Origin of the sequence: Amycolatopsis speibonae, from assembly GCF_042647925.1 — a bacterium.
GTDB lineage: Bacteria > Actinomycetota > Actinomycetes > Mycobacteriales > Pseudonocardiaceae > Amycolatopsis > Amycolatopsis speibonae.
The window spans coordinates 58,438-71,141 of record NZ_JBHRWK010000029.1 but is presented as its reverse complement, the minus strand read 5'-3'; the positions used below and the strand labels follow the sequence as shown (position 1 = coordinate 71,141).

16 protein-coding genes are annotated in these 12,704 nt (G+C 70.2%); 7 read left to right on the top strand and 9 right to left on the bottom strand.

Going from position 1 to position 12,704, the window contains the following annotated elements; all coding sequences use genetic code 11:
* The first annotated feature begins 5 nt into the window (after positions 1–5).
* The 4 genes from ACFOSH_RS21400 (at position 6) to ACFOSH_RS21385 (ending at position 2,925) form a co-directional block, all read left to right on the top strand.
* Positions 6–842: an NAD(P)H-binding protein gene (locus ACFOSH_RS21400; protein WP_378240790.1), complete on the top strand. Its 837-nt coding sequence runs from the start codon at positions 6–8 to the stop codon at positions 840–842.
* Positions 843–1,077: 235 nt separating this feature from the next.
* Positions 1,078–1,725 (top strand): response regulator, encoded by a 648-nt coding sequence (locus ACFOSH_RS21395; RefSeq protein WP_378240789.1) that lies wholly within the window; start codon positions 1,078–1,080, stop codon positions 1,723–1,725.
* A gap of 149 nt (positions 1,726–1,874) precedes the next feature.
* On the top strand, positions 1,875–2,507 hold the full coding sequence (locus ACFOSH_RS21390; protein ID WP_378240788.1) for a helix-turn-helix transcriptional regulator: 633 nt from the start codon (positions 1,875–1,877) through the stop codon (positions 2,505–2,507).
* 4 nt (positions 2,508–2,511) lie between these two features.
* Positions 2,512–2,925 (top strand): hypothetical protein, encoded by a 414-nt coding sequence (locus ACFOSH_RS21385; RefSeq protein ID WP_378240787.1) that lies wholly within the window; start codon positions 2,512–2,514, stop codon positions 2,923–2,925.
* Here the strand turns inward: ACFOSH_RS21385 and ACFOSH_RS21380 are convergent.
* From ACFOSH_RS21380 to ACFOSH_RS21370, 3 genes are all read right to left on the bottom strand, one after another.
* Entirely contained in the window at positions 2,903–3,415 is a 513-nt protein-coding gene (locus ACFOSH_RS21380) for a hypothetical protein (RefSeq protein WP_378240786.1), read from the bottom strand. The two genes, ACFOSH_RS21385 and ACFOSH_RS21380, sit on opposite strands and share 23 nt — an antisense overlap.
* A 63-nt stretch (positions 3,416–3,478) precedes the next feature.
* Positions 3,479–4,762 (bottom strand): ATP-binding protein, encoded by a 1,284-nt coding sequence (locus tag ACFOSH_RS21375; RefSeq protein ID WP_378240785.1) that lies wholly within the window; start codon positions 4,760–4,762, stop codon positions 3,479–3,481.
* Between the two features lies 1 nt (position 4,763).
* Positions 4,764–5,468 (bottom strand): response regulator transcription factor, encoded by a 705-nt coding sequence (locus ACFOSH_RS21370; protein WP_378240865.1) that lies wholly within the window; start codon positions 5,466–5,468, stop codon positions 4,764–4,766.
* A gap of 42 nt (positions 5,469–5,510) precedes the next feature.
* On the opposite strand from ACFOSH_RS21370, the gene hisN reads away from it, so the two are divergent.
* Positions 5,511–6,296 (top strand): histidinol-phosphatase, encoded by a 786-nt coding sequence (gene hisN, locus ACFOSH_RS21365; RefSeq protein WP_378240784.1) that lies wholly within the window; start codon positions 5,511–5,513, stop codon positions 6,294–6,296.
* Positions 6,297–6,298: 2 nt separating this feature from the next.
* On the opposite strand, the gene ACFOSH_RS21360 is transcribed toward hisN, so the two are convergent.
* The 5 genes from ACFOSH_RS21360 to ACFOSH_RS21340 all read right to left on the bottom strand — a co-directional run bounded on the left by ACFOSH_RS21360 (position 6,299) and on the right by ACFOSH_RS21340 (position 9,932).
* Positions 6,299–6,571 carry a hypothetical protein gene (locus ACFOSH_RS21360; protein ID WP_378240783.1) on the bottom strand — a complete coding sequence of 91 codons (273 nt, stop codon included), beginning with the start codon at positions 6,569–6,571 and terminating at the stop codon, positions 6,299–6,301.
* Positions 6,568–7,374: a TNT domain-containing protein gene (locus ACFOSH_RS21355; protein ID WP_378240782.1), complete on the bottom strand. Its 807-nt coding sequence runs from the start codon at positions 7,372–7,374 to the stop codon at positions 6,568–6,570. Before ACFOSH_RS21355 ends, ACFOSH_RS21360 begins: the two co-directional genes overlap by 4 nt.
* A 119-nt stretch (positions 7,375–7,493) precedes the next feature.
* A complete protein-coding gene (locus ACFOSH_RS21350) occupies positions 7,494–8,426 on the bottom strand; it encodes a hydroxymethylglutaryl-CoA lyase (RefSeq protein WP_378240781.1) in 933 nt (310 codons plus the stop codon).
* Positions 8,426–9,010 carry a PH domain-containing protein gene (locus ACFOSH_RS21345; protein WP_378240780.1) on the bottom strand — a complete coding sequence of 195 codons (585 nt, stop codon included), beginning with the start codon at positions 9,008–9,010 and terminating at the stop codon, positions 8,426–8,428. The genes ACFOSH_RS21350 and ACFOSH_RS21345 overlap by 1 nt, the downstream gene beginning before the upstream one ends.
* Positions 9,011–9,107: 97 nt before the next feature.
* A complete protein-coding gene (locus tag ACFOSH_RS21340) occupies positions 9,108–9,932 on the bottom strand; it encodes a biotin--[acetyl-CoA-carboxylase] ligase (RefSeq protein WP_378240779.1) in 825 nt (274 codons plus the stop codon).
* Positions 9,933–10,012: 80 nt separating this feature from the next.
* Here ACFOSH_RS21340 and ACFOSH_RS21335 point away from each other — a divergent pair, with 80 nt between their 5' ends.
* Positions 10,013–11,128, top strand: coding sequence for a C40 family peptidase (locus tag ACFOSH_RS21335; RefSeq protein ID WP_378240778.1), 1,116 nt, complete (start codon positions 10,013–10,015; stop codon positions 11,126–11,128).
* Between the two features lie 253 nt (positions 11,129–11,381).
* Here ACFOSH_RS21335 and ACFOSH_RS21330 read toward each other — a convergent pair whose 3' ends face one another.
* A complete protein-coding gene (locus ACFOSH_RS21330) occupies positions 11,382–12,212 on the bottom strand; it encodes an alpha/beta fold hydrolase (protein ID WP_378240777.1) in 831 nt (276 codons plus the stop codon).
* 58 nt (positions 12,213–12,270) lie between these two features.
* Between ACFOSH_RS21330 and ACFOSH_RS21325 the strand changes: the two genes are divergently transcribed.
* A complete protein-coding gene (locus tag ACFOSH_RS21325; protein ID WP_378240776.1) occupies positions 12,271–12,666 on the top strand; it encodes a nitroreductase/quinone reductase family protein in 396 nt (131 codons plus the stop codon).
* Positions 12,667–12,704 lie beyond the last annotated feature (38 nt).

Sequence of the window (12,704 nt, the reverse complement as noted above, 5' to 3'; positions counted from 1 at the left end):
CTACGATGATCCTCGTTCTCGGTTCCACCGGCAAGATCGGCCGCGAACTCGTGCCCGCGCTGCTGGACAAGGGCGCTCGCGTACGCGCCCTGACACGCGACCCCGCCCGCGCCCGGATCGATCCGCGCGCCGAAGTCGCCGCCTGCGATCTCGACGCCTTCGACCCCGCGCTGCTCGACGGCGTCGAACGCGTCTTCATCCTGACCTCCGGGCATGGCTCGGACCCGCTCGCCCAGGAGCAGGCCGTGCTCAAGGCCGCTTCCGGTGTCGCGCATGTCGTCAAACTCTCGACCACCGGCGTCCACTTCGGACAGACAGACCCGATCTCCCTGGTGCACACCGCGGCCGAGCGGGCCGTGCGCGAGGCCGGGCCGGAGTGGACGATCCTGCGTCCCGGCACGTTCATGGACAACCGGTTCGCCTGGCTGACCGCCGTGCGTGGCGACGGGATCATCCGCGTCCCCGAAGGCGATCCGGCGTCCGCATTGGTGCACGTCCGCGACATCGCCGAAGTCGCCGCGACCGTGCTGACCACCGACGGGCACTCGGGCCGGACGTACCCGATCACCGGTGGCGAAGCCCTCACTACGCGGCGGCAGGTCGAAATCCTCGGCGACGCCCTCGGCCGGACGCTCACCTACGTCGAAGAGCCCGAAGCCGACGCGCGTGCGCGAATGCTCGGCTTCGGCTGGCCCGCTTCGGCGATCGACGGGATCTTCGAGCTCAAACGGCAGTCCGCCGGGAACGAGGAGATCGTGTTCGGCACCGTCCGCGAACTTCTCGGCCGGGCACCGCTGACGTTCGCGGACTGGGCCCGAGAACACGCCGGCGCCTTCGCCTGACCTTCGGCCCCTTTCTCCGTGAAGGCCTCCTTCCCTACCTTGAGGGTAGGGAAGGAGGCCTTCACGGACTTTGGATCCCCGCCTGCGCCGAAAGGGTTAATGACTTGGGCGGATCCCCTCGATACGCGACACTCATCAGGCGTTTAATTCTCGCCGGTCCGCTGTCCGGACCACGCGTTGTCCGCGACCGGCCCTCTCGCTAACGTGCCGCGTCGGGGAGACAGGGGGAGCCCGTATGAACGAACGCCTTCGCGTGCTCGTGGTCGACGACCATCCGCTGTTCCGGTTCGGGGTCTGCACCCTGCTCGCCAACGAACCTCAAGTCGACGTGGTCGGCGAGGCGGCGAGCGGGGCGCACGCGATCAGCGCGGCGAGCGCTCTCGGACCCGACGTCGTGGTCATGGACCTGCATCTGCCCGACATCAGCGGCGCCGAGGCGACCCGGCACATCGTCGCCGAACGGCCGGACGTGGGTGTGCTCATGCTGACGATGGCGGACGAGAGCGAATCCGTTTTCTCCGCGATGCGTGCCGGGGCGCGCGGATATCTGCTGAAGGACGCCGAGCCCGACGAAATCATCCGCGCGGTTCACGCCGTCGCGAGGCGCGAGGCGATCTTCGGGCCGGACATCGCGACGCGGGTTCTCGGCTTCTTCAACCACGGTCAGCCGAACACGGACACGGTGTTCCCGGAACTGACCGTCCGCGAGCGAGAGGTCCTGTCGCTCATCGCCGGCGGGCACAGCAACACCGTCATCGCCAGCACCCTGTGCCTCAGCCCGAAGACCGTCCGGAACCACATTTCCAACGTGTTCAGCAAACTCCACGTCACGGACCGCGCGGAAGCGATCGTGCGCGCCCGCGAAGCCGGGCTTGGCCGTTGAAAACGCCGCGTTGAAAAAGCGACCCCGATAAGGGCGGCTTTTCGGGCAATTTCGGGACCGGAGTCCCATGCGCCCGGGACACCTCACCCGGCAGGGTGAGGGGTGCGAGGGGTGGGACCCTCGCACCGTTCGAGGGGAATGGGAATCACATGTTCGAACCGAACAGGACACCTGTGGTCGTTCGCGCCACCGATCCGATACTGCACAACGGCGTCTGCGTGACGCTGCGCTCCCGTGACGACGTCTGGCTGGTGGACGGGGAGACCGCCGACCCGTCCATGGTGGCCCTCCTGGTCACCGACCGTCTCGACGAAGCCATGACGCAGCTGCTGTCGGCACTGCACCACCAGGGGTTCACCCGCATCGTGCTCATCGCGGGTGAAGTCGACGACAACGAGATCCTCGGCGCCATCGAGCACGGCGTCTGCGCGGTCGCCCGCCGCTCGGAGGCGGGCGCCGACGTCCTGGTCCGGCTGATCAAGGCGGCCGCCGCCGGGGAAGGCGCGCTCCCGCCCGACCTGCTCGGCAGGCTCCTGCACCGGGTCTCGCGGCTGCAACGTCAGGTCCTGCAGCCGCGCGGCCTGCATCTGGGTGGCATGAGCAGCCGGGAAACCGAGGTGCTCAAGCTGGTCGCGTCGGGGTTCTCGACGCAGGAGATCGCCGACCAGCTCTGCTATTCGCAGCGCACGGTGAAGAGCATCCTGCACGACGTCACCAACCGGTTCCAGCTCCGGAACCGGTCGCACGCGGTGGCTTACGCACTGCGTGAGGGATTGATCTGACGCCGTGATCACCCAGGTCGACGAGGCGCTGTGCCGGCTCATCGCGCCTCATCTGCCGGAGGGGACGGTGGTCCGCCTGGATCCGCCGAAACCCACCTGGCAGACCGAGACGCCGGTGTCGACCGTCGATCTGTTCCTCTTCGCCCTGCACGGCGCCGGTCCGGGAACCGGCGCCGTGCGGGCGAAGCGCTGCGAACTGTCCTATTTGATCACCGCGCGGGCGGACAAGGTCCGGGACGAGCACACCCTGCTCGACCGCTCGTTGCGGGTGCTGCTCGGGACCGAGTTCCTCCTGGTCGACGAGCAACCGCTCCGGCTGGCCATCGGGAAGACCGATCCGACCGGGCTGTGGGTCGGCCTCGGCCTGCCCGCCCGCGCGGCGTTCGTCGTCACGGTCACGGCGGAGTACCGAGACTGAGCACCGAGGCACGCCGCAGGACCACCCCGCCGATGGACGCCAGCTGCGCGCCGAAGAGCTCGCACCATTCGGCCGCGGTCTCGGGCGGGCCGCAGTCGCCTGCCCGCCGGGCCCAGCCCGCGCGCACTTCGAGGCGGTAGCCGAGCATTCCGGTCAAGGTCAGCCCGTTCCGGTCGGCGCCGACCCCGCACGTGCCCCGGTAGACCCAGCTGCCCGGGGGCTGGAACACGGCGGTCTCCTGGACGAACCGGTGTCCCGCCGCCGCGGTGACGGTCGCGACCGGGGTGTCGATCCCGCTGACGAACAGGCCCTTCGAAAGCAGGTCGAGGGCTTCGGCCTCCATCCGCTCCACCACACCGGGCGGACGACGGCACGCGTAGAGGTCGCCGTCGAAGGACAACCGCACGGAAATCGCCACCTTGCCGATCTCCACGGTCGCCGCGCCCACCGGGCTCACCGGTGGGCGGTACCGGAACGCCGTCGCACGCACTCCCCGACGTTAGGTCGGCGCGCTTCCGCGGCATTGCCCGATGGGGAGATCCTTCGGGAGGTCTTAGCGAGGGACTCGCTCGGCGGGCCACCGCACCTCGGCCACATCACCCGGCCGGGGAACCTTCAGAAAGAGACTGAACACCACGGGCTGTTTGCTGGACAACTCCAGCCGTCCGCCGTCCGCCTCGGTGAGCGCGCGGGCGAGGGCGAGCCCGACGCCGGTCGATCCGCCGCCGGAGAATCCGCGTTCGAAGATATGTGGCGCCAGCTCGTCGGGAACCCCCGATCCGGTGTCGGCGACCTCGATGACGACGGTGCCCTCCGTGTCACCGCGCCGGGCGGCGAGTGTGACCGTGCCCGCGCCGTGGCGCAGCGCGTTGTCGAGCAGGACACCCACGACCTCGCGCAGACGGCCCGGCGTCGCCCTCGCCCTCAGCCCGTCGGTGACGCGGATCCGCAGATGCCTGCCTTCGGCGCGAAGCAGCTGTCGCCATTCCTCCGAGATCTCGGGAAGCATTTCCGGCAGATTCACCGGTTCCGCGCCGACCTCGCGCGCCGCCCGCGCGGCGGCCAGCAGCTCGTCGAGCGCCTCGGCCAGCCGGTCCGCCTGTTCCTGCGCGGCCTTCGCCTCGTCGACGACGTCCTGGTCGGGGTGGACGGTGAGCGGTTCGAGCCGCAGCTGCAACGCTGTCAGCCTGCTCCGCAGCTGGTGGGAGACATCGCCGACGAGCTGGCGTTCGCGCTGGACGAGCTGCGCGAGCGCCGTACCGGACGCGTCGAGCGCTTCGGCGACCATGTCGAGTTCGCCGACGCCGTAGCGTTTCGGATCCGGCCGGAAATCACCGCCGCCGAGTTTGACCGCCCGATCGGCGACGTGTCTCAGCGGTTTCGCGAGCCGCCGCGCGGTCACTGTCGCGACCACCGTGCCGGTGCCCACCGACAGCACGACCAGCAGCAGCACGAGCAGCGTCACCTGGGTCTGGCGAGTCCGCATCGGCCCGGCGGGCATGGCCAGCTCGACCTCGCCGTGCAAGGCGATCGGCGCCCGCTCGGACACGACGTCGGAGCCCGGGTCGGAGCCGTACCGTTTCTCGATCTGCCCCTGCGCGCGGACGGTCAGCAGCCCACCCTGCGGGACGGCCACCCGGACCAGGTCGAGGTTGATCGGCTGGCCGACGGCGATCTCGTTGTCCAGCGTCGCCGCGATCCCGCGGGCCGAGGACGCCAGGTTCTCGCGGTTGAGGTTCTCGACCAGCTGCCAGGCGGTGATACCCAGCGGGATGCCCAGCACCGCCGCGGTGACCGCGACGGCGAGCAGGATCGCCAGGAGGATGCGACGGCGCATGCTATTCCGCGTTGAAGCGGAAGCCGACGCCGCGGACCGTGGCGATCCGCCGTTCGCCGTCGCCGTTCCCGCCGGGTTTGCCCGCCCGCCCCGCCGCCTCGTCGGCCGCGATGCTGAGCTTCCGGCGAAGCCAGGACATGTGCATGTCGAGGGTCTTCGAGGTCTTCGATTCGAGGTCGTTCCACACCTCGGCGAGGATCTCGTCGCGGCTGACGACCTGGCCCGCGCGGCTCATCAGCACCCGCAGCAGCTCGAACTCCTTGTTCGCCAGCTGCACCTCGTGCAGGTCGACGGTGACCATCCGCGCACCGAGGTCCATCCGCACTCCCCCGGCTTCGAGCACTTCGGGCGCCCGGCGGCGGAGCAGCGCCCGGATCCGGGCCAGCAGTTCGGCGAGCCGGAACGGCTTGGCGACGTAGTCGTCGGCGCCGGCGTCGAGCCCGACCACGAAATCGACCTCGTCCGTGCGCGCGGTCAGCATCAGCACCGGCACCTCGGTGCCACTGGCACGCAGCCGGCGGCACACCTCGAGGCCGTCCATCCCGGGCAGGCCGAGATCGAGGACCAGCAGGTCCACCCGATCGCTCGCGGTCACGTCGAGGGCGGCGGGCCCGTCGCCGACGACACGCACGTCGTACCCCTCCCGCTGGAGTGCGCGGGAAAGCGGATCGGCGATGGCCGGGTCGTCCTCGGCGAGTAGCACCATGCTCACCTGGCCAACTCTACGACTGCCGGGCGTGAAACCATCGTGACCGTGCCTGGCTACGAGAATGATCTGGAACTCGCCACCCGGCTGGCCGACGCCGCCGACGCCATCACCACCGCCCGGTTCCGCGCGCTGGACCTGGCTGTGGAACGCAAACCCGACCGGACCCCGGTCACCGACGCGGACACCGCCGTCGAAGACGCCATCCGTGCGATCCTCGCCACAGACCGCCCGGACGACGCGGTGCTCGGCGAGGAACGCGGCGGTTCGGCCGCGACCGGCCGCGCCTGGGTCCTCGACCCGATCGACGGGACCAAGAACTTCCTGCGCGGCGTCCCGGTCTGGGCGACGCTGATCGCGCTCGTCGAAGACGGCACGCCCGTGGTGGGCATGATCAGCGCGCCGCTGCTCGGCCGCCGCTGGTGGGCCGCCACCGGGGACGGCGCCTGGATGCGCGACTCCGCCGGGGAACGCCGTATCTCGGTGTCGAAGGTCGCGTCGCTCGAAGACGCCTATCTGTCCACAACGGACCTGAACTCGTGGGTGGAGTACCACTCGCGGGACAAGTACCTCGACCTCGTCAACGCGTGCTGGGAGAGCCGCGCTTTCGGCGATTTCTGGCACCACTGCCTGGTCGCCGAGGGCGCGCTCGACATCACCGCGGAATGCGTCGTGAACCCGTGGGACGTCGCTGCCGCCCAGGTACTGATCACCGAAGCCGGTGGCCGGTTCAGCGACCTCGCCGGCGAAGCGCGCTACGACAACGGCTCGGCGCTGTCGACGAACGGCCTGCTCCACGACGAGGCCCTGGCGATCCTGAAGCGTTGAGGTCAGTGGCCGGGTAGCAGGCCGACAGCGCCGCGCGCGACCTGCGACCAGGCGAGACGTCCGAAGAGGTAGTGGCAGGCGACCTGTTCGCTGGTGAACCGTGCCCAGTCGTACCGGTTGCCCTGCTCACGCCAGAAGACCTCCCAGGCGGGCTCGGCCCCTTCTTCCTCAGTGCGCATGAGGCACCAGGCGTTGTCCGTCTCCGTGCCGACCGAGACCACCTCGGCAGGCACTCCCAGCGCGGCCAGCCAGCGCAGGATCGTCCCCGTGTTCACCGAACCTCCCCCGTGACGTCCGCCAGGAAGCCCAGCGTGACAAGTTCATCCGCGCCCAGCACCGTGCGGAGGCGCACCCCGCCACCCGGCTGGCCGAACCACTCGGCGGTCACCGAACGCCAGACCGGCAGCGGCCGGACGACGCGGTAGCGCCGGTACCCGGAGGCCTGATCCGGCGGCAGCGAACGCATGGAAAACAAGGTCGCGTCCTCGGCGAACACCCGGCCGTGCTGGTCACCGAAGCGGTCGAGATGGGTGCCGGTGCCGAGCATCATCGGCGTCGCCGGGTCGATACCGCCCTCACCGGGAGGCCAGAGATAGCTCGTTGTGCCCACGAAGCGCTCTCGCCAGTCCTCTGGGGACTCTCCGCCCCACGGGTCGTGTCCCCTGGTCAGCTCCGCCGGGGCAGCGACGGCCGGGGTCGTCGGCGACCGCCGGAAACCGCTGCTGACGTGCGACAACGCGTCCAGATCGTCCAGCACACCCGCCTCGGGGTGATCCTGCGGGCCGGAACCGCCCTCGGGGAGGGGCAACTGGCGCGCGGGTTTCCCCATCGCGACCGGGAGATGCCCGATGGGGAACATGTGCACGAGGAACAGCGCGATCACGCTCTCCCGCTCGGTCCGCAAGGCCCCCATGGGCGGCGGGGCGGACGGCTGCGGGAAGGGAACTCGCAATGGTGCGACCGCGGGCGGCCACGGCGAAGGCGCGTACGGAGCGCGCACCCCGTGAGGCGGTGTCGGGGCGTCATAGTCGGCGGGCAGCCGGATCGGGCCCGTTCCGGCCTCGCTCGGATCGGTCACCGCACCTCCCCCAAGGAATCGGTCCCCACCGGTGAAAGGGGGAGGCAGCGGACAGGACGCGCTAGAACCTTAGCGCCGACCGGCGTTCTCGTCGGCGGATACCCGGAAGCGCGCGAACCTCAGCCGGCGAGCGCGTTGACCACCCGGGACGGGCTGGGCCTGCCGAGCTTCCCTGCCATCCACTTGCTCGTCGCCACCAGCGCGTCGAGGTCGACCCCGGTTTCGACGCCGAGACCGTCGAGCATCCACACCAGGTCCTCGGTCGCGAGGTTGCCGGTGGCCGATTCGGCGTACGGGCAGCCGCCCAGTCCACCGGCCGAGGAGTCCACAGTGGACACTCCGCAGCGAAGGGCGGCCAGCGTGTTCGCGAGTGCCTGGCCGTAGGTGTCGTGGAAATGGACGGCCAGGGTGCCGACGTCGGGGAACTGCCCGATCAGCGCCTCGACCTGGCCCGCGGTGGCGACACCGATGGTGTCCCCGAGCGAGAGCTGCGAGCAGCCGAGGTCCAGGAGCCGCTTGCCGACCCCGGCGACCTGTGTGGCCGGGACGGCGCCCTCCCACGGGTCGCCGAAGCACATCGACACGTACCCGCGGACGTCGAGACCTTCGTTCCGCGCCCGGGTGACGACCGGCTCGAACATCGCGAACTGGTCGTCCACCGTCGAGTTGAGGTTCTTCTTGGCGAAGGTCTCGGTGGCGCTGGCGAAGATCGCGATATGCGAGACCCCGGCCTCCAGTGCCCTGTCCAGCCCGCGCTCGTTCGGGACGAGCACCGGGTAACGGACGCCTTCGCGCTTGTCGAGCCCGGCCAGGAGCTGCTCGGCGTCGGCCAGCTGCGGCACCCATTTCGGGCTCACGAAACTGGTCGCTTCGAGCGTGGTGAGGCCCGAATCGGCGAGTTTGTCCAGGAATTCGAGTTTGACCTCGACCGGGACGATCGTCTTCTCGTTCTGAAGGCCGTCCCGGGGGCCGACCTCCCAGATCGTCACGTGTTCCGGCAGGGCCGCGGCGGACGGGACGCGATCGGGCAGGCCCAGCTCTCGCGTGCCCATCAACGACGCCGGTTTCCGCGGGGCTGGTGGCCCTGCGGGGGAAGCGGTTCGGTCTGCTGCGGCTGCGCCCCGGCGGGCGGTGCGTAGTCGTCGTACGGGTTGTCGTTGACTTCCCGGTAGATGACCGTGTGCACGCGCTCGACCTTGGGGATGTCGTCGAACTTCAGCGGTTCGTCCGAGGCGGACTCGATCACCAGCGTGCCGCAGCCGAAGACGCGGTCCAGCAGCCCGTGCTCGAACTGGACGCTGTTGATCCGCGACATCGGGATGTCGATCCCGGTCCGCTTCAGGACACCTTCACGGGCGATCAGCCTGTCCGTGGTCACGATGAAGTGCGTCGTGCGCCAGCGGACGAACGGTGCCAGGAAGAGCCACACGACGAGACCGAGCCCGACCGCGGCGATCGCGATCAGCCAGATCAGGTCCCACGGGGCCGTCGCGTCCTTCGCGAAAACGCCGAGCGCGATGGCCCCGCCGAGCGTGACGATCAACGCGAGGAAGGGGAAGATCAGCATCTTGAAATGCGGGTGACTGTGCACCACGACGTGCTCGTTTTCGCTGAGCAAATCGTCCGGATAGGCCACGACGGACGCTCCCAAAGTGTGTTCGGCGCTGGTGAGCTCACCGTACCGGCGAACGGTCCCGGCGGAAGACCGGACGTCGTAAATCGCACCGCACGGATCAGGACCCGGCCGGCCGCACGTGGACGACGTCTCCGGCGAACACCGTGTACCGCTCACCACCGGGAACATCGACCTGGAGCTGGCCGGCGGGATCGATGTCGGCGGCGCGGCCGGTCAGCGCCGAGCCGTCGGGCAGCTGGACCTCGACATCCACGCCCAGCGTGGCGCAATGCCGCCGGCAGTCCCCGAGCAGGCCCGCCTCCGCCAGCGACCCGCCGGCGAGCCGCCAGCGGCGTTCGAGTTCGTCGAAACCGGTGAGCAGCCGCGCGGCGATCTCGGCGCGATCGGTCACCGTCGCCCCCTGCTCGGCCAGCGAGGTCGCGGGCAGGCCACCGGGCCCGGCCGGGACGTTCTCGCCGAGCGGCAGCACGTTCAGGCCGATGCCGAGGATCACGGTGGTCTCGTCCCCGGCGACGGCCTCCGCCAGGATGCCCGCGCATTTGGCGCGCTCCGGACCGGCCAGGACGTCGTTCGGCCACTTGAGGACGGCGTCGACGCCCAGATCCGCGGCGACCTCCCGGACCGCGAGGCCCGCGACCACGGAAAGTGAACCCAAATTGGCGAACGGGACCCCGCTCGGACGCAGCAGGACACTGACGTAGAGGCCCGTTCCCTTCGGCGAGGACCACTGCCGCGCGCGGCGGCCGACACCGGCCGTCTGCTCTTCGGCGATCAGCACTGTGCGATCCTCGGCCCCCTTCGCGGCGGATTCCCGCAGGTCGGCGTTGGTGGACCCGGTACTCGCCACGACCTGGATCGCGGCGTACCGGCCGGACAGCGCGGCACTCAGACGCTCGGCGTCGAGCGCTCCCGTCTCACTCATCTGCCCAGAATATGAGAGTCCCCCTAACGTGCAAGGCGTTCGCTCGTTACGCAGAGGTGGTCTCCAATAACCTGGACGGCGTGACCGAGCCCGACTCCGCCTTGAGCGCGCCCGAAACCAGCCCGAAGAAGTCGTGGGCGCACGGCGTGGCGATGCGCGGCCTGGTCGCCCTCCCGCTGGTCGCGGGGCTCGCGACGGCGGGCTGGCTGCTCGCGGGCGGCAACGATCCGGCGCCCGCCGACGGGAACCAGCCGGTGCCTGTCCCCGCCGCGAAGCAGGACCCTGCCACCGTCGGCGGCGGCGCGGGTCCGTCGGTCCTCGAAGTCAGCGCCCCGGTCAAGGCGCAGGAGACACCGCAGGGCGTCCGGCCGCTCGAAGAGTGGGCCCAGAAGCTCGCCGGGCCGCTCGACATCCCGGCGAAGTCGCTCATCGGCTACGCGAACGGCGAACTGGCGCTGCGCGGCGAGCAGCCGAACTGCCACCTTTCCTGGGTCACCCTGGCCGGAGTCGGCGCGGCGAGCTCGAACCACGGTCGCGGCGGCGAAAACCCCCTCGGCCTGTCCGCGCAGCAGTGGAAGAAGCACGGCGCGGCGATCCCCGGGATCGCGAAGCCCGCACTCGCCGACCCCGACTCCGCTTCGGTCGCCGCCGGACGCGCCCTGTGCGCTTCCGGAGCCGACCTCGGCGGCGGCAACGGCTGGTGGAAGGCGATCGCCGGCTACCAGGGCGGCAAGGGCAACGAGGCCGAACTGTTCCGGCAGCGCGTCCTGGGCAACTCCCAGCTGTACGCGACGCTGTCCCTCGACCCGGCGCGCTCCTCCAGCCCCGCGGTGAAGGCGGCCCGGTTCGCCCTCGGCCAGCTGGGGCTCCCGTACGTGTGGGGCGGCAACGGGCCGGAAGCGGGCGCGGCGGGCTTCGACTGCTCCGGGCTGACGAAGGCGTCCTACGACGAGGCCGGAGTCGCGCTCCCGCGGACCGCGGACAGCCAGTTCCGGGCGCTGCCGCAGGTACCCGGCGAGCCGAAGCTCGGCGATCTCGTGTTCTACGGGAACCCGGGGACGCGGATCCATCACGTCGGGCTCTACCTCGGGAACGGCCTGATGATCAACGCGCCCACCCAGGGCCAGGCGATCCAGATCCACACGTACCACTCGAAGGGCGACGACTACACCGGCGCCGGACGGCCCGCGGCCTGATCACGGGAATGTCCCCAATGTGGCGTTGGGGACGCTGGATGCCCCCAACGCCACATTGGGGACACCACCTCAGGTCACAAGTGGTCCCCTGCGTCGGCCCGTGAAGGCCTCCCTGCAAGTACATGAAGGCCTCCTTCCTTGCGCCTAGCGCAAGGAAGGAGGCCTTCATGTACTTGCAGGGAGGCCGGGTGCCGCGCCGCGACCGGCGGAGGCGGAACGGGCTCCGCGTGCCGCACGAGGACGATCTCGCAGGTCAAAGGCGTTCGGCCAGCCATTCGAGTGCGGCTTCCCCATGGCGGAGGACGGAGATGTGCCCGTCCTCCGGGAACACGCGCGCCTCGGCCGTGGCGCACTGCCGGGCGAGCCACTCCCCGTGCGCGACGGGTGCGATCCGGTCCGCGCCGCCGTGCAGGAGCAGGACCGGGGCTGTGACGTCGGACGGCTGGAATCCCCATGGTGCGACGTACGCGAGATCGTCGTCGATCAGCGCGCCGGGCCCGCCCTCGATCGCGGGGCCGACGACGTCGAGGAACCACTTCCAGTCACCCGCCAGGGCCGCGTGATCCGACGGGGTGAACGTCTGCTCGTCGAACTCGGCCGTCGCCTCGTAATTCTCCTTCGCTTCCCGTCCCGCCAGAGCGGCCGTCAGCGAGCCGACTCCCGCAGCGCTCATTCCCGCGAACCAATCCAGCCCGTCGACGCCGTACGGAGCCAAACACGCGACGCCGACCAGCGCCGAGACCCGTTCCGGCAGCAAGGCCGCGCAAGCGAACGCGTGTGGCACGCCGCCGGAATGCCCGAAGACCGCGAAGCGCTCGACGCCCAGGGCGTCGGCGACCTTCTCGACGTCCGATGCCACCGACGCGACATCTCGGCCAGGACGTGGCGAGGAGCCGCCGTAACCGGGCCTGTCGTAGGAGACCCACCTCAGCCCGAGCCGTTCGGCGGCCGGGAACAGCGGCGACGGCGGGGCACCGATGTTCGGGGTCCCGTGGTGCCAGAAGACCACCGGACCGGACCCGCCCGTGTCGTACGTGTGCAGCGTGGTCCCGTCGCCCAGGCCCACTTCGGACTCGTTCACCATGGACCGAGCGTACTGAGACCGACCGACGAAAACCGGCGGCATCAGGCACCCTGTACCCATGTCGCGCTATCACGAGATCAAGCACCGGGTGGCCACGACCTTCCAGCGGCACGTCGGCAACCCGGTCCTCGCCCGGGTTCCGAACCAGCCGCTCCTCGAAACCACCGGCCGCAAGTCCGGGGAGCCCCGGCTGACACCGATCGGCGGCCGCAAGGTGGGCCGCCAGTTCTGGATCGTCTCGGAGTTCGGCGAGAAGTCGCAGTACGTCCGCAACATCCAGGCGGATCCGCGCGTCCGGGTCCGGCTCAAGGGCCAGTGGCACACGGGCACGGCGCACCTGCTCCCCGACGACGATCCCCGCGCCCGGCTGAGGGCCCTTCCCCGGTTCAACAGCGCCGCCGTGCAGGCGATCGGCACCGACCTGCTGACCATCCGGGTCGATCTCGACGAGTGAGCTTTGCCTTGACGCCAAGGTCAAGGTTTACGCTCGGG